Origin of the sequence: Vibrio jasicida 090810c (genome assembly GCF_002887615.1) — a bacterium.
Classification (GTDB): domain Bacteria; phylum Pseudomonadota; class Gammaproteobacteria; order Enterobacterales; family Vibrionaceae; genus Vibrio; species Vibrio jasicida.
In genome coordinates this window covers 3,278,882-3,302,498 of the sequence record NZ_CP025792.1, presented here as the reverse complement: position 1 = coordinate 3,302,498, position 23,617 = coordinate 3,278,882, and the positions used below count along the sequence as shown (strand labels likewise).

The window sequence follows — 23,617 nt, the reverse complement described above, 5'->3', positions numbered from 1 at the left end:
CCTACTTCCTGTCCAGAGATCGTCATGAACTATCAATGTCCTCTATGTCACCAACCTCTTGAGCTAACAGCAAAGACGTTTAAGTGTGAAAACAACCATCAGTTTGATTTAGCAAAAGAAGGCTACGTCAACTTGATGCCAGCGCACCACAAACGCTCAAAAGATCCAGGTGATAACAAAGAGATGATGCAAGCACGTCGTCGCTTTTTAGAAGGCAATCATTACGATCCGATGCGCCAAGAAGTGGCAAGCCTATGTGCCAAATACACCGAAGGCACAAGCCATCAATTGTTGGATATTGGTTGCGGCGAAGGCTACTACACAGACCAAGTTCAGCAGTCTCTGCATTCACAAAATGAAGAAGCGACGGTGTATGGTCTAGATATTTCTAAAGTCGCCATTCGTTTCGCCTCTAAGCGCTACCCAAATTGCGATTTCAGCGTGGCATCAAGCCATCGCTTGCCGTTTGCAGAGCAATCTCTAGACGCGATTTTACGTATCTACGCTCCGTGTAAAGCAGAAGAGCTACAACGTGTGATTAAAGATAACGGTGTTGTTATCACAGTCACGCCAGCAGGCCGTCATTTGTACCAGTTCCGTGAACGTATCTACCAAGAGATACGCTTGCACAACGAAGAGCCCGAGAACATTGAAGGGTTCGAACTTGAGCATCAACAAAAGCTCAACTACACCATGGACTTAAAAGACGGCGTCGCATTCGACCTACTGCAAATGACACCATTCGCATGGAAAGCCAGCGACGAGCTTCGCGAAGAGCTAAAGTCATCTACACTTTTCCAATGTGAGGCTGACTTTATGTTGCGCGTTTACCGTAAGAAATCGAATCAATCTGAGAATGAAGCATAAAATGTAACGCTAATTATTCTCATTACCATTGATTCATTTATCAGCCTCCATTAATATCATTCGGACATTTTTGGAGGCTTTTTAATGCGCTTTTCTACACTAAGTCTGATTTTTGCAGGCTTGCTTACTGGTTGTGCTTCAAATGCACCGACCGTTCCCAACGCCGCAACTGACGACGTAACCAGTTTCTACGACTACCAGCTTCATGCCCCTTCCGGTGAAGCCATCTCAGTCAATCAGCTAACCCCAGCCCTACAACAAGCCGATGTAATTTTGATTGGCGAATGGCACACACACGCAGGTATTCACCGTTTCCAGACTGACATGCTAAAGCAGTTGTCTTCTACTAATCGTCCTCTTGCGCTTTCAATGGAGCAGGTCACACGCGACAAGCAAGCAATCTTAGATTCATACTTAAACGGCGAAATTGGTGAGCAATACTTTATGAAGCAAAGTAATGCTTGGCCAAACTACGAAAGTGATTACCGCCCGCTGGTTGAGTTTGCCAAGCAAGCTGATATTCCCGTGATTGCCGCAAATGCGCCGAAAAATATTGTGCGTTGCATTGGCCGCCAAGGCATCGATTACTTAGAGAAGCTCGACAGTGATGAGCGCAGTTTTGTCGCGGACGAAGTCAACACCGCAAACAGCCCATACAAAGAGAAGTTCATGGCATCCATGCACCACGGCAAACCAGAGCAGACTGAAAAGCAATACGCAGCTCAGGTAACATGGGATGAGACCATGGCAGAATCTATCGTCAAATACCTAGAGCAACACCCAAGTACTCAAGTGGTTCACGTCGCGGGCAAATTCCATACTGAAGACGGTTTAGGGACAGCGGCTTCTATCTTGAATCGTAACCCAGATTTAAACGTTGTCGTCATTACCCCTACTGCAGACATTACTTCAGACGGTTCGGATTACCAATTAGAAGTCCTTGCGCCACCTGTGCGTTATGTACAAAACGCAAACCGCATGGCCGCGTACAAGCATCTAGCTAAGCGCAACAGCGATCTTCAATGTAAGTAATTGGAAAAATCCGACCACGACTTAAGATAAATAGGTCTGCTTTTTGCTAGCTATTCTAGATATACATAGAAAGCGGCAAAAACAGACCTATTTTTGTATTTGATTGATTCAAGAAATAGCCTTTGCCGTCGATATAGGGATAACTGCTTTTTATACCCAAGTAACCTCGAGATGCTAGGTTCAGCGAGAATGACTTGGTTTGTAGACGCGGCGGCGATTTAAAGGTTTGGTGGATCCAAATCAAGAATCGACAACAAAGTATACAAGCCAAGTCAACTAGCCCTTCGGGAGCGTGTCATTGACCCAATTTCTGCGTCAAACAACTTGGAAAGAGCCAGCTATTACGCTGCGTTGTTTTCCTTGACCTCGAATCAATGACAACGCTCTGAATCCTGCATCTTGAAGTCACTTGGGTATACCTGCACTCATAAAGGAGTGTCGTTGTTCGAAGGGGTAACAGATGAATCCAGTAGGAAGCAATTCAGTCAACCGTCAATCGGTTTATAGTAATGCAGCACAGCAAAATAACCGAGACCAAGCGAAAGTGGCTGAACAAAGTGCCAATGCCGCACCATTAAAGGTCGACCAAAATACGGTCACGCTGTCCTCTGAAGGGAAAGCCTTACTCGTCGCATTACAACAGATTGATCACGAGAGCAAAAAGCTGGAAGCCGAAAATAAGACCGTTGGTGACAAAGTCGAATCTTTCGCTCATGGCGCACTCGGGATGGATCACCCAGATACGATTGAAGAAGAGGATGATGGCTCATACTCTGCTGGTCAATATTTGTCTGCGGCATTGACCGTTGGTGGTATTATTCTCGCTCTTGTTTAAAATATCGCCTTAAATTATTGGTTAAAAAAGAGTTTTTTCCGTTACGACAACCATCCTCATTTGAACACTGTTTTTACCCAAGTCCATAATGGATAACTATTCATTAACGGACGATGAACTGTGAAAAATGCATTTTCTCTCATAGACAAACCAACCTTCTTTGGCGCTATCGCGCTGTTACTTTCTATTGTCTTTCCATTAATTATGTTCCCGACTGAGGGTGCAGAATGGATTGCGATCGCAAAAACCTTCATGACGGATAAATTGGGGTTCTTGTACCTTGCACTCGGCCTTGCTGCCTTTATTTTCATGATTTACGTTGTCTTCAGCGACATGGGACAAATCAAACTCGGTGACCCTGACGAGAAACCAGAATTTACTACTGCGTCATGGGCGGCGATGCTGTTCTGTGGCGGCATCGGTGCCAGCATTCTTTACTGGGGCTGCATCGAATGGGCGTATTACTACCAATCACCACCTTTTCAACTAGAACCAGGCAGTGAAGAAGCGGTGCGTTGGGCGGCGACCTATGGCCTCTTCCACTGGGGCCCAATCGCATGGTCTATCTACCTTATCCCTGCTCTGCCAATTGCGTACTTCTTCTACGTACGTAAACAACCCGTTTTGAAAGTATCCAGTGCATTGATGCCAGTGCTTGGCGAAGAACGTAGTAAAGGCGCCGCCGGTAAAATCGTTGATGTACTGTTTATCTTCGGCCTGCTTGGCGGTGCCGCAACGAGCTTAGGTTTAGCCGCTCCGTTGATCGGCGAAGGTCTGCATTATCTTTTCGGTATGCCTAAAAACACATATAGCCAAGTGTTAGTACTGCTGATCTGTACGGCCATTTTTGCTTACTCCTCTTACGCAGGTATGGAGAAAGGCATTAAAGTTTTAAGCAACATTAACTTCTGGGGTGCGATGGGCTTACTGGCGTTCATCTTAGCGGTTGGACCTACCATCTTCATGCTGGAAACGGGTTTAGACTCGATTGGCCGAATGCTGTCTAATTTCTTTGTAATGGCAACATGGGCGGAACCGTTCGGCGGTTACGGTACGTTTGATAACACCCACTTCCCACAAGATTGGACCATTTTCTATTGGGCATGGTGGCTAGTATTTGCACCTAGCATGGGCCTGTTTGTGGCGCGTATCTCTCGCGGTCGCACTATCAAACAAATGGTATCTGGCTCGATTTTCTTTGGTTCTCTAGGCTGTTTCTTATTCTTTATGATTCTAGGTAACTATGGCTTGTCGCTACAGTTATCAGGAGAACTAGACGTTGTTGCTATCCTAAATGCAGAAGGCGCAACCGCGGCGATCTTCTCGATGTTAGATGCACTGCCAATGAGTACGTTAGTCATCGCCGTATTTACTGTGCTTTGCATTATTTTCACTGCCACGACCTTTGACTCGATTTCCTACATTCTTGCGTCTGTTGTACAAAACAACGTCACGGAAGAACCAATGCGTTGGAACCGAATGTTCTGGGCATTCACCTTATCCTTTCTTCCAACGGTTCTGATGTTTATGGGTGGGTTAAGCACACTACAGACCGCGGCTATCGTGGGTGGTTTACCTTTGTTGGGTATCTCAATCATGCTGATGGTTTCTGCGGTACGTGCAACCACGCTGGATATTCGTCATCAAGAAGATTACATCGAACCAACCATCAACATTGAAGAGCTACCAGAATTTGATCCGTGGTCAACAGAAGGCATGGCAATGGCGAAGTTTGAACGTGCGCGTGATGCAGCTCAAGATGCGGCAGAAGAAGAGCGTGAAGCGTTAGCCGAGCTCATGAAACTACGTAAACGAATTCGCGCTTTTGCTCTGGAGCATAGCGACGACAATGATTTTGCTGATCATCACTTACCTCAGGAGATGCAGGATGAGCTGCAGACCCTATTGGATAATGTCATGAAAGCAAAAGAGAGAAAACTCGAGCTATCTGATGCGGCCCAGCAATCAAGAGTCGAGTTTAATCAAATCGTGGCCCAAAGCCCTGCTTACGCGGTGTAGCTTTAGCTCATGACTTTCCACTCCTAAACCTAATTCAAGCCCACTTCTGTGGGCTTTCTTATTTCTGCCCTAGTAAAAAGAAATGAAGTACACATGAACCTTTTGTGACGGTAGCAATTTTGTCATAAATCCTTGTTTTAATTTGCACGCTTTTATAAATAAGGAATATACAATGAAGCACTTAGTGACCCCAATTGTGACCGCAGTAGCGGCGTCCACGCTCTCTTTCAATGCTCTATCAGCAGAAATCAAAAACGTTATCCTAATGATTGGTGATGGCATGGGCCCTCAGCAAGTAGGCTTGTTAGAGACTTACGCGAATCACGCACCAAACTCGATTTACAAAGGCGAAACAACCGCCATTTACAAGCTCGCACAGGAAGGGGTAATTGGTTCATCCTTGACCAACCCTGAGGATGCGATTGTCGTCGATTCTGCTTGCTCGGCCACAATGCTCGCTACTGGCACCCCGACGGCATCAGAAGTGATCGGTATTGATAGCCAAGGTAATCACGTGGAAACCATTCTGGAAAAAGCCAAAGCGAAAGGCAAAGCAACGGGCTTGGTGTCGGATACACGAATGACACACGCTACACCAGCGGCTTTTGCTTCTCATCAACCGCATCGTTCTCTCGAAAATAGTATCGCAGTTGATATGCTAGAGACCGGCGTGGATGTGATGCTTTCTGGCGGCCTTCGTCATTGGATTCCTAAATCAACCAACGAGAAAGGCGACACATACAAACAACTTGAGAAGCTGACCCAGGGTGACGTTTACCTAAAATCGAAACGCAAAGACGAGCGTAACTTACTGACGGAAGCGCAGCAACAAGGTTACAGTTTGGCGTTTAACCGCAATATGCTTGAAACCTCCAACGGCGATAAGCTACTGGGGTTATTTGCCTATTCAGGCATGGATGATGGCATCGCTTACAGCAAAAACAAAAATGATCCGAAACGGACTCAACCGTCACTAGAAGAAATGACCGTAAAAGCGCTCGATATCCTATCTAAGGATAAAGATGGCTTCTTCTTAATGGTCGAAGGAGGTCAAATCGACTGGGCGGGTCACAGCAATGACGCCGGAACCATGTTGCACGAACTGATTAAGTTTGATGAAGCAGTGAACTCTGTATACGAATGGGCAAAAGGCCGTGAAGACACGTTGGTGATAGTCACTGCCGATCATGAAACCGGTTCATTTGGCTTCAGTTATTCTTCCGCTGATTTACCCAAACCACAAAAGCGCAATGGTGAGGCTTTTGCGAACCGCGATTACGCACCCAACTTCAACTTCGGCAAGTTCGATATTCTTGATGGACTTTATAATCAAAAACAAAGCTACTACGGCATGATCAGCGAGTTTCAAAAGCTTGATAAAACAAAACAAACACCAGCTAAATTGGCCGAAATCGTAAACGAAAATAGTGACTTTTCTATCACACCAGAACAGGCAGAGCGCGTCTTAGCAAGTAAACCAAACCCTTATCGCTTAGCAAGCCACAAATATTTAAGTGAAGAAAACGTCCCAGCAATTAACGATTTTGATGCGTTTTTTCCTTACAACGATAGAGGTAACCTACTCGCTCGCGAACAAGGGACGAAACAGAATACAGTCTGGGGAACTGGCACACATACGCACACCCCTGTAAACGTATTTGCTTGGGGGCCAGCTGGCACGATTTTACCTATCTCCAAGATCATGCATCACTCTGAGCTAGGTCAATACCTCATCAAGCAAATTAACTAACTCGTCAACGCTTAACCACACTCACGCCACTTTCGTGGTGATACTCAAACGCTCTCTTCTGGGAGCGTTTTTTTGTGATAGAAACGGTTGACGGCTTACTCCCTCCCTTCAATAATTGCGGCTCTTTTATAAAAACGAATAACCTTATGTGCGAAATATTTGCTAAACAACCACAAGAAAACTATCAGTTTGTTACCCGCTCCATCCGCATTGATGGCCATGCCACCAGCGTAAAGTTGGAATCGAGTTTTTGGTTGATTCTAGAAGAAATTGCCTCTGCCCAAGACATGACCGTACCTAAGTTCATCACGACCGTTTACCAAGAAGCGTTAGAACACAACGGGGAGGTCAATAACTTCGCCTCTCTGCTTCGCTGCGCCTGCCTTACCTACGCTCGACAACCACAAGCGACGCTAGATCAAGCACTAAGTGAGCAAAACTAACCACTCACGTTATTGTCGTACCTGAGTACTACCAAACTCGCGCTAAAACTGACTAGTCTAGGCGCAGTATTAAGGAGTACTCATGACAAAAATGATTCATACCATGATTCGCGTAAGCGATCTGGAGCGTTCTCTTAAGTTTTATCGCGACGCACTTGAGCTAGAAATCAAAGACCAATACGTATTCGACGGCTTTTCTCTTACCTACTTAGCAAACCCTGAAACGGGATTCGAGTTAGAACTCACTCACAATCACGACCAAAGTGAGCCATACACACATGGTACGGCTTACGGGCACCTTGCGGTAAGCGTAGAAGACATTGCGGCGACTTATCGACGCTTGAACTCGCTAGATATCGAAGCGAGCGACATCAAAGTCTTTGACCATCAGGAAAAACACTTAGCGACATTTTTCTTCATTACCGACCCAGACGGCTACAAAATTGAGTTCTTGCAGCGTCAAGGTCGCTATCTCTGATAGTAAGTTCTGTCCTAACAGAAACTGCCACTATCCCCTTTAATAAAAACAAAGAAGCAAACACAACTATGATTCATTTAACTGCTGCATTTCACGCAAAACCTGACTGCGTATATCAACTAAAACAAGCATTAGAAGCGATGCTAGAGCCGACTCGAAATGAGACGGGCTGCGTGCGTTATCACTTGTTCCAAGACAAAAATGACCCAAGCCAATTCTTATTCCAAGAGCAGTTTGCAGACCAAGCCGCGTTTGACGAACACTGCAAAACAACGCATTTCCAGACTCTATTGAGTGAGATTGATGGTTTACTTGCCAGTGAGCCAAAAATCACGTTCTTGGATGAGCTGTAATCTTTACTGCTAAACCGATAAAAAAGGCGCTCTAATTGAGCGCCTTTTTGTTGATTTTGGATTCAAGTAAAAGAAATTTATGCTTCTTTCTTTTCCACCATGTGCAAATGCACATCTTGTTGTGGGAATGGAATCGAAATGCCTTCACGGTCGAAGCGCAGTTTCACTTCTCGAGTTACATCCCAGTAAACATCCCAGTAGTCATCCGTTTTAACCCAAGGACGAACAATGAAGTCAACTGAAGAAGTGTTCAGTGTATGAAGCTTGATCATTGGCTCTGGAGAACGAAGTACTGAAGGGTGAGACGTCACGATATCTGCCAATACTTCTTCTGCTTTTAGTACGTCATCTGAGTAACCGATACCAAAAACCATATCGACACGGCGAATGCGCTCATGTGTCACGTTCTTAATCACGTCACCCCAAATCTTGCTGTTTGGCACGATGATGATTTGGTTATCGAAAGTACGGATTGTTGTGTTCACCAAGCTCATGTGGCTTACCTTACCGTCTACACCACCTGCGTAAACAAAGTCACCAACATCGAACGGACGGTAGATCAGTAGCATCATACCCGCAGCGAAGTTTGATAGCGTATCTTGTAATGCGAAACCGATGATCACACCAGCAATACCGAAACCAGTCAGGATTGGAGCAAGGTTAAGGCCGATTTGAGATAGACCAACCATGATACCGATGATCCACACGGCTTTGCCTGACATCGAGATAAAGAAGTCTTGCATCAAGTGTGACAGCTTCAAGTTCTTCGATGCCACCGTCTTGCTAACCACTTTACGCGTTAGCTTCGCCAGTGCGCGGGCAATCAGCAGGATCAGAGCAAACACAAACAACTGGAAGATGTGCTGTGGTGCGTTCTCAGCAAACCAATCCACCATTGAGTTCGACCAATGGCTCAAGATAGACAGAATTACTTTGGTGTTCAGCAAGTCGTGAGTAATGCTGCCTGTTACTTCAAAAATCTGACGTTTATATTCAGAGGTTTCTAAACCAAGGTTGTCACCAATCGTAATCAGAGTACGCAAACTCTCTGTCGCCACGTTCAATCGCTGCTTGAGAATCAATTGGTTCAACTGAAGTGATGCTTTTTCCGACTCTGGGCTAGAAGAGACTTGCGAACCAATGATCTCACTCTGCTGGTTCAAGTACTCAATCGAAGCAGACAATAAGCGCATGCGCTTATCGACACTATCTTTAAATTCTGAGTCAGCATCCTTGTCTTGAATATCAAGGCTCTTTAACCATTTTAGGTTTTGCCAACTCGACTCGTAGCTTACATCTAAATATTGTTGCAATTCGCGATATTGATTAACGAGCGATAGTTTGTCTTCATCTTTGGCTTTATTGAGTTCTTCATTTAGCGCTATGATTTTATCATCCAGATAAGCGACAGCGCCTTCGGAGTACATCTCTTGAGTTTTTACCAGCTCAATCAACGTCTCGTGAGGGATCGATTTATTGCTGATCGCTGTTGAAAGGCGGCTTCTCAGTTCTTCATTTTTCTGGAACAGTTGCAATTGCAAAGCATCGCGTTCATCACCACGGGCCTGCTTTAAGCTTTCCGACAAATCAATGATATCTTGATTGATATTATCGATGGCCTTTTCAGCGGCAGAAACCTCTGGCACTTCTACGACCTTTTCTGTGCTTTCTGTTGCATTAACAATGAAGGAACTCATCGTCAAAGCAAACGCCATAAACAACACCTTGAATGGTGTAAAACGCACTGTTAGGGGGGATAGTAACGTCATTTTTACCTCGTAAGGGACGAACTTGAACGGGATGGTCAAGCGCCGGGATATAAATCCTTGAAAGTAGATGCTGTAAGTTTACACCACGAAATAGAAAACGAGCACTAATAAAAAGTGCGTACTAAATTCACAATTCTCCTCTTATGACAACTCAATTCATGTGCCACATGGTGTACGTCTCTGATATTTGCCTAATCGAGCACAAAATAAAATAAAACAACGTGAAATAAGCAACAAAATGCTTATTTTTCCTGACATTATAGAAAACCCTGCTATGTTTATTTTTGCTGCCGTCATTGCTATTAACCCTACAAAAAATAGCAATAAGTGGAATTAATTCAATAAGATAAGGGATTCACCATGCCTCTTCATAAAAAATCAACCGTTCGTGGCTCAATCCTAGACGATGTGTATTCGTCTAAAGATCTTTCCATTGTTATGCCTAAGTACCGTATTCCAGAGCACGAGCATGCTCCCGATCATGCTTACCAAGTTGTCCATGATGAGCTCATGCTTGATGGCAATTCGCGTCAGAACCTTGCGACATTCTGTCAAACATGGGTCGAAGACGAAGTCCACAAATTGATGGACGAGTGCATCGACAAAAACATGATCGACAAAGATGAATACCCTCAAACGGCGGAAATCGAATCTCGATGTGTGCATATGCTTGCCGACCTTTGGCATGCACCGGATGCTGAAAACCCTATGGGATGTTCAACAACAGGCTCAAGTGAAGCGGCAATGCTAGGCGGCATGGCGCTAAAATGGGCTTGGCGCGAAAAAATGAAGAAGCAAGGCAAACCAACTGATCGCCCGAATCTTATCTGTGGCCCAGTTCAAGTTTGTTGGCATAAGTTTGCGCGCTACTGGGACATTGAACTTCGCGAAATCCCAATGCAAGGCGACCGTCTTATCATGACCCCAGAGGAAGTAATCAAACGTTGTGACGAAAATACGATTGGTGTTGTCCCAACGTTAGGCGTGACCTTTACTTGCCAATACGAGCCAGTACAAGCGGTGCACGAAGCGTTAGATAAGCTACAAGAAGATACCGGGCTAGATATTCCGATTCACGTTGATGGTGCGAGTGGTGCCTTTCTTGCCCCATTCTGCGATCCAAATTTAGTGTGGGACTTCCGTTTACCAAGAGTAAAGTCCATCAATGCCTCTGGACATAAGTTTGGCCTTTCCCCACTCGGCGTTGGTTGGGTTGTTTGGCGAGATGCCGATGCTCTACATGAAGACTTGATCTTTAACGTCAACTACCTCGGTGGCAACATGCCCACCTTTGCACTCAATTTCTCTCGCCCTGGTGGTCAAATCGTTGCTCAATATTATAACTTCTTGCGTCTTGGCAAAGAGGGCTATCGTAAGATCCACGATGCTTGTTATGACACAGCTCGTTACCTTGCCAAAGAAGTCGAAAAAATGGGTATGTTCCACATCATCTATGATGGACATGGTGGTATCCCTGCACTGAGTTGGTCAATAAAAGATGGCGCAAACCCAGGCTTCAATCTTTACGATCTTTCTGATCGCATTCGATCTCGTGGCTGGCAAATTGCGGCTTACGCTATGCCTGCCGAACGCGAAGATCTAGTGATCATGCGTATTTTGGTTCGACATGGATTTAGCCGAGACATGGCGGATCTTTTGATTTCCGATTTACAACACTGCGTGGACTTCTTCGACAAGCATCCTGTCGTCAACGGTAGCGACGCTGATGAGTCGAGTAACTTTAACCACGGCTAATTGTCCCCTTCCACTTAAAGCAAGGAACTCTCATGGTTCCTTGCTCTTATATCAACAAATTCACAGGTGACACTATGTCCTTTCTATTTAGTTACTTGTCAGAAAATCCGTTCGTTTTTCTCTTTCTATCTCTCGCTATTGGATACCCGCTTGGTCGACTTACATTCAAAGGAGTGAGCCTAGGAACAACAGCTGGCACTTTAGTTGTTGGTGTTGCTTTAGCTCTTACCTCCTTTTCGGTTTATGGGCTAAAAATTGAAGAGCCGGGGCTGGTCTCAGATATCTTCTTAATGATGTTCATGTACGCGATTGGGATGAAAGTGGGGCCACAATTTTTCTCCGGTCTTGCTAGAGGAGGGATCGACTTCGTCGTCATTGGTTTGATTGTCGTGTTCAGCAATTTTGCGATTGTTGTCATCGGCGCCAAGCTAATGGGTCTGGAGCCCGGCTACGCCGCTGGCATCATTTCTGGCAGTTACACAGTGACCGCCGTAATGGGCGTAGCGCAGTCAGCAATTAGTTCAGGCGCATTTACGCCACCTGAAGGGATGAGCATTGATCACGTCAGTGCCAATATTGCGGCGGGCTACGCGATAAGTTATGTCCTTTCGACCGTCCTCATCATCTTGTTCATTAAGTACCTCCCTTCTCTCTTTGGTATTGACCCCGTCAAAGCAGGTAAAGAGGCAGAAGCGGAATTCTCAACTGGCGATGACAACGAGAAACTCCCAAGCACCTTTGGGTTTTCAGACGTGGGCGTCCTACCGATTGATGTTCGTGCTTATAAAGTCACACACCAAGAGTTAGTTGGCCGTTCAGTGCAAGAGTTGTATCAGAAGTTCCCTGATGCGGCCGTGCTTAAAGTGGTTCGAGGTGAGCAAGTCATTGATGCTTCTGATAATCCAATGCTTGAGTTAAATGATGTTATTGGCATTCGCGGAGAATATCGCGTCTTGATTGCGGAAGGTGAAGCCGATATCGGAAATGAAGTCGATGAGCCACGCGCAAGAAATGTCGACATTGAAGTGGCTGATATTCACGTTGGTAAATCTGAGCATGCAGGGAAAACTGTCGCACAATTGCATGCCGAAGTCGGCTTTGGTGTTTATTTCAAAGCGATATTTCGACAAGGCCACCAGCAACCTTTATTGCCACAAACTAAGGTCGAAGTGGGCGATGTTGTGCGTATTGCAGGCTCCCAATGGTGCGTAGAACAAACCGCATCCAAACTCAATAGCGTTCCGATTGTAGAGAGTACGGTCACTGAAACCTTCTACCTCGCCCTCTCCCTTCTTATTGGCTATGTCTTTGGACATTTGAGTGTCACCGTTGCAGGTATCCCTTTTGCCCTTGGCACATCGGCGGGTTGCATGTTAACCGGGATCGTTTTCTCATTCCTACGAACTCGTAACCCTAGCTTTGGCGGCCCCATGAGTGAAGGGGCAAGAAGCTTTCTACAAGACATCGGCCTAAACCTATTTGTCGCGGTATTAGCGGCAACCGTGGGGCCGAAAATCTTAGCGTCATTCCAAGGCATCATTGTCATCAAGATAGCGTTACTGGGTGTGACTGCAGCACTCGTACCACCTCTGCTAGCTTGGTTATACGGATTGTACTTCCGCAAAATGAACCCTGCTATTTTAGCGGGAGCCTGTGCCGGAGGGAGAAACAGTACCCCTGCAATGAAAGGAGCCCAAGATGCAAGCCACAGTGACATGCCAGCGATTGGCTACCCCGTGCCATACGCATTAACTTCAGTTTTAGTCCTGATATTAGGTTACATCGCGATGGTCATCAGTTAGTTAAATCTACGCTTTTGGATGAATGGTCTATGATTGAAACGTAACCATGAATGCGTAACGACACGTACCTAACACAATAATGAGTAAGGAGAAATTATGGGCTTTCTATCTTGGATTATTCTAGGTTTGATTGCAGGTGCACTGGCTAAGTGGTTGATGCCAGGTAACGATGGAGGCGGCTGGATTGCCACGATGGTGCTCGGTATCGTAGGCGCTTTCGTTGGTGGTTTCTTAGGAAGCTTTGTGGGCCTTGGCGGTGCAGACGGAGTAAACATCGGCAGCATCGTCACCGCGACTTTAGGTGCTTTCGTTATATTGTTTGTCTATAACCGTTTCTTAAAAGGTTAGGTACTTTTGCCTCACCCCAAAATAAACAAGCCTTTCAATGAAAGGCTTGTTTTACATTCGGCTATGGACGATTAGGGTGATTTAAAATGTGATCTTCCCAGTCCACCACATCGATTTCATACACCACTTTGTTTCGTACACTTTCCCCTGCTGCGTGCATTGCAGACTTAGAGCCAGTGATTAATGGGTGCCATTCTGGCAGTGGCTGGCTTTCTGCCAACAAGCGGTATGCACAAGTGTGTGGCAGCCACGTAAAATCATCAATATCTTCACGCGTCAGCTTGGTGCACTCTTCGCCTGAAGTAAAACGGTTCGGGTAGTCTTTGCACGAACATGTTTTGCTGTTCAGCCAACTACACGCCACGTTGGTGTAGTAGATTTCGTCCGTATCTTCATCCATTAGCTTGTGCAGACAACATTTGCCACACCCATCACAGAGAGATTCCCATTCTTCTTCTGTCATGTTCTCTAACGATTTACTTTGCCAAAATGGAGTGCTCATACGCTTACTACTTATTTCTCGAATGGGAATGAATTGGGTGCGTTTTATACCCCTCTGACAACAAAAGTTCAAGTTTTGCCGAATTCCGCCCCGTAATACGAACTATTATCAACGCTTGTTCTATTTCACTAGCAAGGGCGATCAACATTGATATTTTTACTAATAGTGATTCCTATCCTATGGTTTTAGCTCATAGTGTGAATAAAGGAATCAATATTATGAAGCTCGCAATGATCACCATTATCTCTCTTGTTTCGTTCGGAGCTGCGGCAAGTACCGATGCAGAACTTTGTCAACAATACGGCAAGGATCTAGCGTCTAATGTTCAAGAAGGTCAAGCAACGTTCCTAACGGAAATGTCCTCTCGCACCAAGGCTGGAACCTGGGGTTTAAGCATGCAAGAGTGCAACCGTTATATCCAACAGGCTAAACGCGATCAGAATTTTGAAGTCGCTGCTTTACTTAATGATGAGTAAAAAGGACTTAATGACGAGTAGAAAGGGCTAACTTTGTTGGCGTGAATTCACGCACGCCTCTTCCAATCTGACGAGAAATGGCCATAATGCCCCCTTCATTTTTACGAGGGCTTTTAGATGGATTGTCGATTAGGTTGTGGGGCGTGTTGTATCTCACCAAGTATCTCTTCTCCGATTCCGGGCATGCCAAAAGGCAAACCTGCTGGAGAGCGCTGCATTCAATTAAATGACGACAACTTATGTAAGCTTTTCGGAATGCCTGAACGCCCAAAAGTTTGCCACGACTTCAAACCTTGCCCAGTTGTGTGCGGCAAAACGAATCAAGAAGCGATAAATAATATCACCGAACTTGAACAACTGACCTAGTCGTTACTACCCAACTCTCTCAAGTAAAGGTAAATAGTATCGCGTGAAATACCGAGATGATTTGCCACCATCAATACCGCATCTTTGTATTTAAAAATCCCCAAACCTTGTAAACGCGTGACCAGTTCACGGTTGCGTTTTGAAGGGGAAATCGCTTCGTTCGACCACACTTCTGCTTGTACGGTCTCAATGGTACTAATGATGGTTTCATCGATGTTACGAGCGAAGGTTTCTGGTGAACGTGCGCCCGCACAGCAGTCATTTTGTTGAGTTGGCATAATCGATCTCAAAAAATCTTGCATCGGTACATCCATGTCGACGTTGATACACAATAACCCAATAGGTTTGTTCTTTGGGTTACGGACAATGGTCGTGATGGAATGCAAGGTTTTACCGCTTACGGTTTTCGTCACATACGAATCTGAAACGTCGTTACCTTCAAGCAGCTTCATTCTTGCTAAGTTGGTAATCGGTGCACCTTCTCCACGCTCAGTAACGTGGCCATTGGCAATTTTGATGATTTCCGGAGCTTCTGCATCAAGACTGTGAAGAACGACCTCGGTATGCTTGCCATACATGCGCGCAATGCCATCGACGACGTTCTTCATCGAATTCAAAATATCTAAATCACTTTTGGTGAGTTTCTTAAGCTGCAATTTACTTCCCTTAGCAAAAACTTTGAGGCTAGGCCGACATGATGTCGATAATAGATTTGTCAGTATACGGCATACCAAGTCTAACCATAGAGCCTACGTTTCTTATAGTTTGTTCGACTTCGTCGCCTACTATACCTTGATTCTTCACACTGTGGTTACCCATCGCCATCAAATATGAGCGAACTGCCGTCGTTGATGAGGTGCAAACTTTCATTGCACAAGATGACTTCGCGCCATCACACACCATGCCTGAACTGTCACTAATGACGTTTTGAATTGCAGAGCAAGATTGCTCAAACGAGCCGCCTGCTAGATACACTAGTGCCATGGATGCGGCAGCACTAGTGACGGTGTTACCACAGAATGCAGATAAAGGTGGGTAGTATGACTTAATGTAGATCGCGCCTAAATGACTCATGATTAGTGCGCGAGCGAGTTGTTCTTCGTTACTTTGAAACGCTTCTGCGGCGATAACAACCGGAATCGTCGCGGCAATACCTTGGTTACCGCTGCCAAAGTTACTCATCGCTGGCAGCGTCGCACCGCCCATTCGGGCATCGGATGCTGCAGAGGTCATCATTTGGATTCTGCTCATCAGATCATTACCAAGCACCCCCTGTTCGATATTGCCTTTTAATGTTCGGCCAATTTCTAAGCCGTAACCTCGGTCGATACCCTCTTGCGCTAAGGAAGAGTTGAGTTCAGCCGCTTGCAGAATGAATTTGATGCCATCAAATGGCGCTTGAAGGGCAAAGTCGTAAATCTGCTTAATAGAGATATCCACCCCTTCACATACTGATCCTGTCGCGACTCGCTGCTGCAAAGGGGCATTGAACGTCACCGCTCCATTGCGAGTGATCTGGATAATATTAGTGTGTCCACCGCTGATAGTCACCGAGACGGTGTCTTCTCCAACGCTCATGGTTACACTGCAAAAGATAAATTCTTGTGTATCAATGCGAGCAACACTGACTCGCTCTTCATCAATAAGTTGCTGGGCTGCAGTCACATCGTCTTGATTAATTTTAGCGAGCACTTCCAGTTCTGCGTTTGGGTCTCCCGCTAATGCCCCAACTGACGCCGCGATCTTAAGGCCAATTTTCCCAGTGCCGGGAACGTAAACCCCCATGGAGTTTTTAAACAAGTTATCTGAGACACGTACTTCAATCATGTCCGGGGTTTGGCATCCAAGCTCACGCTTTGCAACTGCTGCCGCATATGCAGCAGCAATGGGTTCGGTACATCCGAGGGCAGGTTTCACAACTTGCTTAATGATTTGGATATATTGGTTCCATTGCTGATTCATGCTTCTTCTCCGTATTACTTTTTACTAGCAATCGCTTCAACTTCAATCAAAACACCTAGCGGAAGATCTTTCACCGCAAAGCAGCTTCGTGCTGGGCAATCTTTTTGGAAAAACTCTGCATACACTTTGTTGAATTCCGCAAAATCACTGATGTTTGCCAAGTAACACGTCGTTTTTAGAACCGTATCTAAACTGCCGTTACCCGCTTCAAGCACATGTTTTAAGTTCGTTAGAGATTGATGACTTTGAGCAGTAATCCCTCCCTCTACTACTTTACCTGTCGCGCTATCAACTGGGAGTTGGCCAGACGTAAAAATCAAATCCCCGTAAGTGGTTCCGTGTGAATATGGGCCAATTGCGGCAGGAGCGTGCTCTGAAGCGATCAATTCTTTCATGTTAATCCTCACATAGTTTTTAGTTTTAGTCGTAAAACTCAGCTTTTGCTTTCGTTTCAAAGCTATTCTTTCAACTATATGTGAGCAAAACAACCACTACAGATCACACAAATCGATCTAAATTCAGATTTTATTGAGTAATTTTGTCGAGATCTCAAATTTATCTGAATTTTCCACAAAAAAATTGTTGTTAATCTTTTTCTCAAATAGATTTGAGAAAAATTCATACTAACAAAGAGAAAACGACAATGAGCGTTACTGTACCTACACAAACTCTTCCAATAACTAAAGAACCACCTCACGTTAAAGCCGGAATGACAGCCACAGAATGGAAAGCGGCGACTAAATTTGATAGCACTGACTGGGGCTGGGTAATCATGAGCATCGGCATGGCAATCGGTGCTGGTATTGTTTTTCTTCCAGTAAAGGTGGGCGTACTTGGCATATGGGTATTTCTTGCCTCCGCGGTGATTGGTTATCCAGCGATGTACTTGTTCCAACGCCTATTTATTAACACGCTTTCCACCTCTCCGAAATGTCAAGACTATGCGGGCGTTATCTCAGGCTACCTTGGCAATAAATGGGGCGCCTTGTTAGGCGTGCTCTACTTCATCATGTTGGTGATCTGGGTATTCGTATACTCGACGGCAATCAATAATGACTCAGCCTCTTTCCTACACAGCTTTGGTATCACTGAGGGGCTGTTGTCGGAAAACCCGTTGTATGGTCTAGCATTGGTTTGCGCTTTGGTGGCAATCGCTTCGCGTGGTGAGAAGGTCCTATTTAAGGTCAGCACCGGATTAGTATTGGTAAAACTTTGTACCGTAGCACTGCTAGGCTTCATGATGATTGAAAAATGGGATCTGGCGAATGTAGGTAGCGTCCCAACAGCGGGTGCTGGCCTAAAAGATGCGATTGAACTGCTGCCGTTCACTCTCACTTCTATCTTGTTTATTCAAAGCTTGAGTCCGATGGTGATCTCTTACCGTTCAAAAGAGAAGTCTATTGAAGTTGCCCGTTTTAAAGCGATGCGTGCTATGAATATCGCTTTTGGCATTTTGTTTGTGACCGTGTTTTTCTACGCGATTTCTTTCACGTTGGCGATGTCTCATGAACAAGCAGTCCGTGCAGCAAACGAGAACATCTCTGCGCTTGCGATGGTAGCACAAGGCATGGACGGCACGACGCTTAAACTGCTTAGCCTGATGTTGAACATCTTTTCTGTAATGACAGCCTTCTTTGGTGTTTACCTTGGCTTCCGTGATTCTTGCCAAGGCCTTGCGATGTTGGCATTGAAAAAAGTGATGCCTGAAGAGCAAATCAACAAAGATCTCGTGACGAAAGGCATCATTCTATTCGCGATTTTGATGGCATGGGGCGCTATCGTACTCAACCTACCGGTTTTGAGCTTCACTTCGGTTTGTAGCCCTATCTTTGGTTTGATTGGCTGTTTGATTCCTGCTTACTTGGTGTATCAAGTGCCTTCTCTACATAAATACAAAGGTGCTTCACTATACCTAATCATCGCGACGGGCATCTTGTTGTGTATCTCACCATTTATTGCTTTTAGCTAACGCTTCCTCTCGCCTCGGCTATCAAACTCTATAACGATAGCCGAGGTTTTCCTTTCAACTCATCCACCCACCCTCTCCTTACTCATTTCGTTTCATGTATGAGACAGAAACGCTCGTATCTGGCATTTTGGTTAATTTCCGTGCTTCAACTCACACTTTTCTGACAATTCTCTACTATGTTCAGCGGGTAATCTAAATCCGCAATAGGAAACAATATGAATAAATACATGGCAGAGGTTTTTGGTACTTTTTGGTTAGTGCTTGGTGGCTGTGGTAGTGCAGTGTTAGCGGCTGGCTTCCCTGATGTCGGCATTGGCTTGTTGGGCGTTTCTTTGGCGTTCGGTCTTACCGTACTCACAATGGCGTTTGCTATTGGCCATATCTCAGGTTGTCACCTAAACCCAGCAGTAACTATCGGTCTATGGGCCGGTGGTCGTTTTGAGACTAAAGACGTAGTGCCTTACATCATCGCGCAAGTGATTGGTGGTGTTATTGCGGGTGGCGTACTTTACGTAATCGCAACCGGTCAAGCAGGTTTTGACGTGGTTGGTTCTGGCTTTGCCGCGAACGGTTACGGCGCGCATTCTCCTGGCCAATATTCAATGGTTGCAGCTTTAGTGACTGAAGTTGTGATGACAATGATGTTCCTAATCGTGATCATGGGTGCCACAGACAAACGCGCACCACAAGGTTTTGCACCTATCGCGATCGGTTTATGTTTGACTCTTATCCACCTAATCAGTATTCCAGTGACTAACACATCGGTTAACCCAGCACGTAGTACTGGTGTTGCCGTATTCGTTGGCGACTGGGCTGTTTCTCAGCTTTGGCTATTCTGGGTGGCACCAATCGTTGGTGGTATTCTAGGTGCACTTATCTACAAGAACCTTCTTGGTACAGAATCAAACGATTAATCGATTCTCGAACCTCAAGAACAAAAAAGCCGCTGAATTCAGCGGCTTTTTTATTAAATCTTGTGTCGACCTAGAAGAGAGTGAGACAAGGTTGTCCCGTCCACGAGCTCAAGCTCGCCCCCCACTGGTACACCGTGTGCGATACGGCTTGCATCCACTTGGTGTTCTTTACACAGCTCCGCGATGTAATGCGCTGTTGCTTCCCCTTCAACCGTTGGATTGGTTGCAAGAATCACTTCAGAAACATCACCGCGACGCAGACGGTAATCCAGTACATCAAGACCAATATCACTTGGACCAATTCCGTCCAGTGGTGATAAGTGCCCCATTAGTACAAAGTATCGACCCGAGTATTGACCTGTCGCTTCTACTGCCGCAATGTCTGCTGGACTTTCTACTACACAAATTTGGCCATTTTCTTGGCGCTTTGGGTTCGTACAAATATGGCAAACGTCTTCTTCAGTGAAGGTACGGCACTCGGTGCAATGACCAATTTCTGTCATTGACTGACTCAGCGCATCTGCCAGTTGCAGACCGCCTTTTCTATCACGCTGTAACAAATGAAAGGCCATACGCTGCGCCGACTTGGGGCCAACCCCAGGTAGACAACGTAAGGCCTCCATCAATTGTTCCAGCATATGGCTGGTACGCATTAAAAATCCGCTTAGTTAGAATTCAGCAGATTAGAATGGCATTTTCATACCTGGTGGTAATTGCATACCGCCAGTTACTGAAGCCATTTTCTCTTTTTGAGTTTCTTCAACACGACGTGCTGCATCGTTGAATGCCGCAGCGATAAGATCTTCTAGCATCTCTTTGTCGTCTTCCATTAGACTCTCGTCAATATCAACACGACGCACACTGTGACTACCAGTGATTGTAACTTTAACTAGACCAGCACCAGACTCGCCAGTTACTTCCATATTCGCGATTTCTTCTTGAAGCTTTTGCATGCGATCTTGCATTTGCTGGGCTTGCTTCATTAGGTTGCCCATACCGCCTTTACCAAACATGTTTATCTCTCTGGTTTAATTAGGTGTTGCATCTGTTAATGGGGTTTTCACTGAACGTTTTCAACCCCATTCCGTTCAAAATTTAGATAGGTCTTACACTATCTTTATCGAGCTCTGCAGCGAAACGACGTTCGATGAACTGAACATGTGGATCGTTTTCTAAACTGTTCAGAGCTTGTTGCAATTTTTCTTGATACAGCCTGTCTCTAAGCTCAAGGGGTGTCTCACCGTTTTCGCCCACATCAATACTAAGATGGCACTCTTGTTCTAACACGCCATTTAACGCGTTCAACAGCTCGCTTTGCGCTCTGTCAGTATTCAAGTGTGCCTGACTGTCTCTTAATTGTAGCGAAACTGTCGAGCCTTCTTTGCTGTAATGCGAGTTTAGTGCAAGTTGCTCCACCAGCTTGGGTGTATTCATTAAGCTGATCAGCTTTGCCCACTCACTGCTTTCCAATGATTCATCGACAAGCTTTTGCGCCATTTCTGGCGTCTTTTCGTGCTCAAGAGCTTTCTTGAGCTGCGTAGGTGTCAGTTGCGTATTCGTTTTTGTTTCAACCGGTTGCTTGGTTGGACGCCAACGATATGCTTCATCCTCAATGACAGGTTGTTCCGCTTGAGAAGAGGATGGTAGCGACACCTGTGCGGAATTGCCATGCAATTGCGCTAGACGGTCAATGACCGACTCTTTTTGAGCAGATGTCGCGTTAGGCTTTTTTGGGCCACCATTTTGCGTCGTCGCCTGTTGCTGACCCTGGCGTTGCGAGCGCAATTGATGACGAAGACCACTCAAATTACCTCGAGCAGGCGCTGGCGCATTCTCTGGCATAGGTTGAGCTTGTTGAGGAACCTGCTGTGTAGGCACAGGATTCTCACTCATTGGTGGTGCCATGTCATACTGTGGCGGAGCCATATCATAACCACCTTGATATTCAGGTTGGTATGATGGTGCTTCATTCGTCGGCTGCTGTGCTGCCTGAGACAGCGGTTGTGACGCCATATTCGGCGCTAACTGGCTTGGTCTAGGCTGACTTTGCGTTTGCTGTACAGGTGCTTGCTGAACTGGCGCTTGCGGTTTTGCCACCGATGCTGCTTGTGTTTGCACTGCACTTTGCGCAGGCAAGCCTTGTGTCTGCGATGAGGTTGAGATGACGGTGGCGCTGTTACTTGCAGATGGACGGAATGCCATCATGCGCAAAACGATCATTTCCATCCCAACGCGACCATTCGGTGACAACGTTAGGTCTTCACGGCCTTTTAAAGCAATTTGGTAGTAAAGCTGAACATCTTGTGGTGTTAACGCTTTACTCAATAATTCGATTTTTTCAGCATCAGGTTGAGTCTGATCTAAGGTCGACGGCAGAGCTTGGTACATCGCGACGCGGTGAAGCTGGGATGCCAATTGTTGTAGCAATCCATCCCACTCGACACCGTTTGATGCAAGTTGTTGGATTTTGTCCATCGCCTGTTGCGGCTGCTTACTGCTGACCGATTCCAGCAAATGAATCGCTTGGTCAGTATCAATCGTACCAAGCATGTGGCTAACGATATCGGTCTGAATCGTGCCGTTACCTAGGGCGATAGCTTGGTCAGTTAAGCTCAGTGCATCACGCATACTGCCATCTGCAGCATGCGAGATCATGCCAAGTGCTCTTGCTTCTGCAGAGATTTGTTCTTTTTCCAGAATATGGTCAAGTTGCTGATGAATGTCATCAACACTGATTGGCTTAAGGTGGAACTGTAAACAGCGCGACAGAATCGTTACCGGCAGTTTTTGTGGATCCGTCGTAGCCAACAAGAACTTCACATACTCTGGCGGCTCTTCCAACGTTTTTAACAGCGCATTGAAAGAGTGACGCGAAAGCATGTGTACCTCATCAATGAGGTACACTTTAAAACGTCCGCGAGCGGGCTTGTATTGAACGTTATCTAATAGTTCACGAGTGTCTTCAACTTTAGTACGAGAAGCCGCGTCGATCTCTAGTAGGTCAACAAAGCGACCTTCATCAATCTCACGACAAGTATCACACTCACCACAAGGGTTAGCAGTAATACCTGTTTCACAATTCAGGCCCTTAGCAAACAGTCGGCCAATCGATGTTTTACCAACGCCTCGCGTACCGCTGAAGAGATACGCATGGTGTAAGCGATTTTGCGCCAACGCGTTTTCCAGAGCCGTAAGGACATGGCTTTGCCCTACGACTTGGTCAAACTTATTCGGACGCCATTTTCGCGCTAAAGCTAAATAACTCATTGAATGTATTAGTGTCCTTCAAACTCGCAAATGCTGTATACGTTCAGACCTAGACCTTCTAGGCGCTTATCACCACCAATTTCTGGCAGGTTGATAACGAATGCAGCGTGCTCTACTTCACCGCCTAGTTGACGGATAAGCTTTGTTGTTGCTTCGATCGTACCGCCCGTAGCAAGTAGATCATCTACAACCAATACTTTATCGCCTTCTACGATCGCATCAGTATGGATTTCTAGCGTATCAACACCATATTCAAGCTCGTAGGATTGAGCCACAGTAGGACGAGGCAGTTTGCCTGGCTTACGCACAGGGACAAAACCAACACCCAGTTCTAGTGCTAGTGGTGCACCAAACAAGAAACCACGAGCTTCTGTACCCACAACTTTCGTGAAACCCATATCTTTGTAGCGCTCAACCAAAAGATTGATTGTCGCTTGATACGCTTTCGCGTCCTCAAGAAGGCTGGTTACGTCGCGGAAAAGAATGCCTGGTTTCGGGTAATCTTCGATGCTTTTGATGCTAGATTTGATCAGTGAGATTGTTTCTGTAGTCATAATACCGATTTACTTAGATTGGCTCATCACCCTCTGTTCTAATCGCAGTATATATGAGGGCAACAAACAATAGGTTTTCATCACTATGTGCTTACTTTCGTAAAAGTCACAAGCGCTGAAAATACAAACGCCCACTCGAAGAGCGGGCACACTATT

Annotated in this window: 24 protein-coding genes; 15 read left to right on the top strand and 9 right to left on the bottom strand. The window is 45.7% G+C overall.

Features of this window, described 5'->3' with window-relative positions:
- Positions 1-24: 24 nt before the first annotated feature.
- The 8 genes from rlmA to C1S73_RS15735 all read left to right on the top strand — a co-directional run bounded on the left by rlmA (position 25) and on the right by C1S73_RS15735 (position 7,777).
- Positions 25-867, top strand: a complete 843-nt coding sequence (gene rlmA / locus C1S73_RS15770; RefSeq protein WP_038871268.1) for a 23S rRNA (guanine(745)-N(1))-methyltransferase — start codon at positions 25-27, stop codon at positions 865-867.
- Between the two features lie 84 nt (positions 868-951).
- Positions 952-1,899: a ChaN family lipoprotein gene (locus C1S73_RS15765; protein WP_038871270.1), complete on the top strand. Its 948-nt coding sequence runs from the start codon at positions 952-954 to the stop codon at positions 1,897-1,899.
- A 460-nt stretch (positions 1,900-2,359) separates the two neighbouring features.
- On the top strand, positions 2,360-2,734 hold the full coding sequence (locus C1S73_RS15760) for a hypothetical protein (protein WP_038871272.1): 375 nt from the start codon (positions 2,360-2,362) through the stop codon (positions 2,732-2,734).
- Between the two features lie 120 nt (positions 2,735-2,854).
- A complete protein-coding gene (locus tag C1S73_RS15755; RefSeq protein WP_038871275.1) occupies positions 2,855-4,753 on the top strand; it encodes a BCCT family transporter in 1,899 nt (632 codons plus the stop codon).
- A gap of 172 nt (positions 4,754-4,925) precedes the next feature.
- Positions 4,926-6,503, top strand: a complete 1,578-nt coding sequence (locus C1S73_RS15750) for an alkaline phosphatase (RefSeq protein ID WP_038871278.1) — start codon at positions 4,926-4,928, stop codon at positions 6,501-6,503.
- Between the two features lie 146 nt (positions 6,504-6,649).
- On the top strand, positions 6,650-6,946 hold the full coding sequence (locus C1S73_RS15745) for a ribbon-helix-helix domain-containing protein (RefSeq protein ID WP_038871280.1): 297 nt from the start codon (positions 6,650-6,652) through the stop codon (positions 6,944-6,946).
- Between the two features lie 82 nt (positions 6,947-7,028).
- Complete coding sequence (locus C1S73_RS15740; RefSeq protein ID WP_038871282.1) at positions 7,029-7,424, top strand: VOC family protein; 396 nt, start codon at positions 7,029-7,031, stop codon at positions 7,422-7,424.
- A 68-nt stretch (positions 7,425-7,492) separates the two neighbouring features.
- Positions 7,493-7,777 (top strand): putative quinol monooxygenase, encoded by a 285-nt coding sequence (locus tag C1S73_RS15735; protein ID WP_038871285.1) that lies wholly within the window; start codon positions 7,493-7,495, stop codon positions 7,775-7,777.
- A 77-nt stretch (positions 7,778-7,854) separates the two neighbouring features.
- Here C1S73_RS15735 and C1S73_RS15730 read toward each other — a convergent pair whose 3' ends face one another.
- Positions 7,855-9,546, bottom strand: coding sequence for a mechanosensitive ion channel domain-containing protein (locus C1S73_RS15730; protein ID WP_038871288.1), 1,692 nt, complete (start codon positions 9,544-9,546; stop codon positions 7,855-7,857).
- Between the two features lie 360 nt (positions 9,547-9,906).
- On the opposite strand from C1S73_RS15730, the gene gad reads away from it, so the two are divergent.
- From gad to C1S73_RS15715, 3 genes are all read left to right on the top strand, one after another.
- Entirely contained in the window at positions 9,907-11,301 is a 1,395-nt protein-coding gene (gad, locus tag C1S73_RS15725) for a glutamate decarboxylase (protein WP_038871291.1), read from the top strand.
- Positions 11,302-11,375: 74 nt separating this feature from the next.
- The gene (locus C1S73_RS15720) at positions 11,376-13,103 is read left to right on the top strand and encodes an aspartate:alanine exchanger family transporter (protein WP_038871386.1); all 1,728 of its coding nucleotides are present in this window, start codon (positions 11,376-11,378) and stop codon (positions 13,101-13,103) included.
- Between the two features lie 96 nt (positions 13,104-13,199).
- Positions 13,200-13,451, top strand: a complete 252-nt coding sequence (locus tag C1S73_RS15715) for a GlsB/YeaQ/YmgE family stress response membrane protein (RefSeq protein WP_005439775.1) — start codon at positions 13,200-13,202, stop codon at positions 13,449-13,451.
- Between the two features lie 61 nt (positions 13,452-13,512).
- Here the strand turns inward: C1S73_RS15715 and C1S73_RS15710 are convergent, their stop codons facing one another.
- The gene (locus tag C1S73_RS15710) at positions 13,513-13,953 is read right to left on the bottom strand and encodes a YcgN family cysteine cluster protein (protein WP_038871294.1); all 441 of its coding nucleotides are present in this window, start codon (positions 13,951-13,953) and stop codon (positions 13,513-13,515) included.
- 218 nt (positions 13,954-14,171) lie between these two features.
- On the opposite strand from C1S73_RS15710, the gene C1S73_RS15705 reads away from it, so the two are divergent.
- Positions 14,172-14,429, top strand: coding sequence for a hypothetical protein (locus tag C1S73_RS15705; RefSeq protein ID WP_038871297.1), 258 nt, complete (start codon positions 14,172-14,174; stop codon positions 14,427-14,429).
- A gap of 117 nt (positions 14,430-14,546) precedes the next feature.
- Entirely contained in the window at positions 14,547-14,795 is a 249-nt protein-coding gene (locus C1S73_RS15700) for a YkgJ family cysteine cluster protein (RefSeq protein ID WP_038871300.1), read from the top strand.
- On the opposite strand, the gene C1S73_RS15695 is transcribed toward C1S73_RS15700, so the two are convergent.
- Genes C1S73_RS15695 through C1S73_RS15685 form a run of 3 tightly spaced genes read right to left on the bottom strand, consistent with a single transcriptional unit; the run spans position 14,792 to position 17,152 of the window.
- On the bottom strand, positions 14,792-15,451 hold the full coding sequence (locus C1S73_RS15695; protein WP_038871302.1) for a helix-turn-helix transcriptional regulator: 660 nt from the start codon (positions 15,449-15,451) through the stop codon (positions 14,792-14,794). The two genes, C1S73_RS15700 and C1S73_RS15695, sit on opposite strands and share 4 nt — an antisense overlap.
- Before the next feature lie 28 nt (positions 15,452-15,479).
- Complete coding sequence (locus C1S73_RS15690) at positions 15,480-16,757, bottom strand: L-cysteine desulfidase family protein (protein ID WP_038871304.1); 1,278 nt, start codon at positions 16,755-16,757, stop codon at positions 15,480-15,482.
- Between the two features lie 14 nt (positions 16,758-16,771).
- Complete coding sequence (locus tag C1S73_RS15685) at positions 16,772-17,152, bottom strand: RidA family protein (RefSeq protein ID WP_005432926.1); 381 nt, start codon at positions 17,150-17,152, stop codon at positions 16,772-16,774.
- A 314-nt stretch (positions 17,153-17,466) separates the two neighbouring features.
- Between C1S73_RS15685 and C1S73_RS15680 the strand changes: the two genes are divergently transcribed.
- On the top strand, positions 17,467-18,726 hold the full coding sequence (locus tag C1S73_RS15680) for an amino acid permease (protein WP_038871389.1): 1,260 nt from the start codon (positions 17,467-17,469) through the stop codon (positions 18,724-18,726).
- Between the two features lie 215 nt (positions 18,727-18,941).
- Complete coding sequence (gene aqpZ / locus C1S73_RS15675) at positions 18,942-19,640, top strand: aquaporin Z (RefSeq protein ID WP_009707332.1); 699 nt, start codon at positions 18,942-18,944, stop codon at positions 19,638-19,640.
- A gap of 53 nt (positions 19,641-19,693) precedes the next feature.
- Here aqpZ and recR read toward each other — a convergent pair whose 3' ends face one another.
- From recR to apt, 4 genes are all read right to left on the bottom strand, one after another.
- Positions 19,694-20,293 carry a recombination mediator RecR gene (gene recR, locus C1S73_RS15670; protein WP_038871307.1) on the bottom strand — a complete coding sequence of 200 codons (600 nt, stop codon included), beginning with the start codon at positions 20,291-20,293 and terminating at the stop codon, positions 19,694-19,696.
- 30 nt (positions 20,294-20,323) lie between these two features.
- Complete coding sequence (locus tag C1S73_RS15665) at positions 20,324-20,653, bottom strand: YbaB/EbfC family nucleoid-associated protein (RefSeq protein ID WP_005380618.1); 330 nt, start codon at positions 20,651-20,653, stop codon at positions 20,324-20,326.
- 82 nt (positions 20,654-20,735) lie between these two features.
- Complete coding sequence (dnaX, locus tag C1S73_RS15660) at positions 20,736-22,907, bottom strand: DNA polymerase III subunit gamma/tau (protein WP_038871309.1); 2,172 nt, start codon at positions 22,905-22,907, stop codon at positions 20,736-20,738.
- Positions 22,908-22,915: 8 nt separating this feature from the next.
- The gene (apt, locus tag C1S73_RS15655) at positions 22,916-23,461 is read right to left on the bottom strand and encodes an adenine phosphoribosyltransferase (protein ID WP_038871311.1); all 546 of its coding nucleotides are present in this window, start codon (positions 23,459-23,461) and stop codon (positions 22,916-22,918) included.
- Between the last annotated feature and the right edge of the window lie 156 nt (positions 23,462-23,617).

Excerpts from the sequence above, each read along its gene's own strand:
- rlmA (WP_038871268.1), top strand. The coding sequence starts at position 25 with ATGAACTATCAATGTCCTCTATGTCACCAACCTCTTGAGCTAACAGCA.
- C1S73_RS15765 (WP_038871270.1), top strand. The coding sequence starts at position 952 with ATGCGCTTTTCTACACTAAGTCTGATTTTTGCAGGCTTGCTTACTGGT.
- C1S73_RS15760 (WP_038871272.1), top strand. The coding sequence starts at position 2,360 with ATGAATCCAGTAGGAAGCAATTCAGTCAACCGTCAATCGGTTTATAGT.
- C1S73_RS15750 (WP_038871278.1), top strand. The coding sequence starts at position 4,926 with ATGAAGCACTTAGTGACCCCAATTGTGACCGCAGTAGCGGCGTCCACG.
- C1S73_RS15745 (WP_038871280.1), top strand. The coding sequence starts at position 6,650 with ATGTGCGAAATATTTGCTAAACAACCACAAGAAAACTATCAGTTTGTT.
- C1S73_RS15740 (WP_038871282.1), top strand. The coding sequence starts at position 7,029 with ATGACAAAAATGATTCATACCATGATTCGCGTAAGCGATCTGGAGCGT.
- C1S73_RS15735 (WP_038871285.1), top strand. The coding sequence starts at position 7,493 with ATGATTCATTTAACTGCTGCATTTCACGCAAAACCTGACTGCGTATAT.
- C1S73_RS15730 (WP_038871288.1), bottom strand. The coding sequence starts at position 9,546 with ATGACGTTACTATCCCCCCTAACAGTGCGTTTTACACCATTCAAGGTG.
- gad (WP_038871291.1), top strand. The coding sequence starts at position 9,907 with ATGCCTCTTCATAAAAAATCAACCGTTCGTGGCTCAATCCTAGACGAT.
- C1S73_RS15720 (WP_038871386.1), top strand. The coding sequence starts at position 11,376 with ATGTCCTTTCTATTTAGTTACTTGTCAGAAAATCCGTTCGTTTTTCTC.
- C1S73_RS15715 (WP_005439775.1), top strand. The coding sequence starts at position 13,200 with ATGGGCTTTCTATCTTGGATTATTCTAGGTTTGATTGCAGGTGCACTG.
- C1S73_RS15710 (WP_038871294.1), bottom strand. The coding sequence starts at position 13,953 with ATGAGCACTCCATTTTGGCAAAGTAAATCGTTAGAGAACATGACAGAA.
- C1S73_RS15705 (WP_038871297.1), top strand. The coding sequence starts at position 14,172 with ATGAAGCTCGCAATGATCACCATTATCTCTCTTGTTTCGTTCGGAGCT.
- C1S73_RS15700 (WP_038871300.1), top strand. The coding sequence starts at position 14,547 with ATGGATTGTCGATTAGGTTGTGGGGCGTGTTGTATCTCACCAAGTATC.
- C1S73_RS15690 (WP_038871304.1), bottom strand. The coding sequence starts at position 16,757 with ATGAATCAGCAATGGAACCAATATATCCAAATCATTAAGCAAGTTGTG.
- C1S73_RS15685 (WP_005432926.1), bottom strand. The coding sequence starts at position 17,152 with ATGAAAGAATTGATCGCTTCAGAGCACGCTCCTGCCGCAATTGGCCCA.
- C1S73_RS15680 (WP_038871389.1), top strand. The coding sequence starts at position 17,467 with ATGACAGCCACAGAATGGAAAGCGGCGACTAAATTTGATAGCACTGAC.
- aqpZ (WP_009707332.1), top strand. The coding sequence starts at position 18,942 with ATGAATAAATACATGGCAGAGGTTTTTGGTACTTTTTGGTTAGTGCTT.
- recR (WP_038871307.1), bottom strand. The coding sequence starts at position 20,293 with ATGCGTACCAGCCATATGCTGGAACAATTGATGGAGGCCTTACGTTGT.
- C1S73_RS15665 (WP_005380618.1), bottom strand. The coding sequence starts at position 20,653 with ATGTTTGGTAAAGGCGGTATGGGCAACCTAATGAAGCAAGCCCAGCAA.
- dnaX (WP_038871309.1), bottom strand. The coding sequence starts at position 22,907 with ATGAGTTATTTAGCTTTAGCGCGAAAATGGCGTCCGAATAAGTTTGAC.
- apt (WP_038871311.1), bottom strand. The coding sequence starts at position 23,461 with ATGACTACAGAAACAATCTCACTGATCAAATCTAGCATCAAAAGCATC.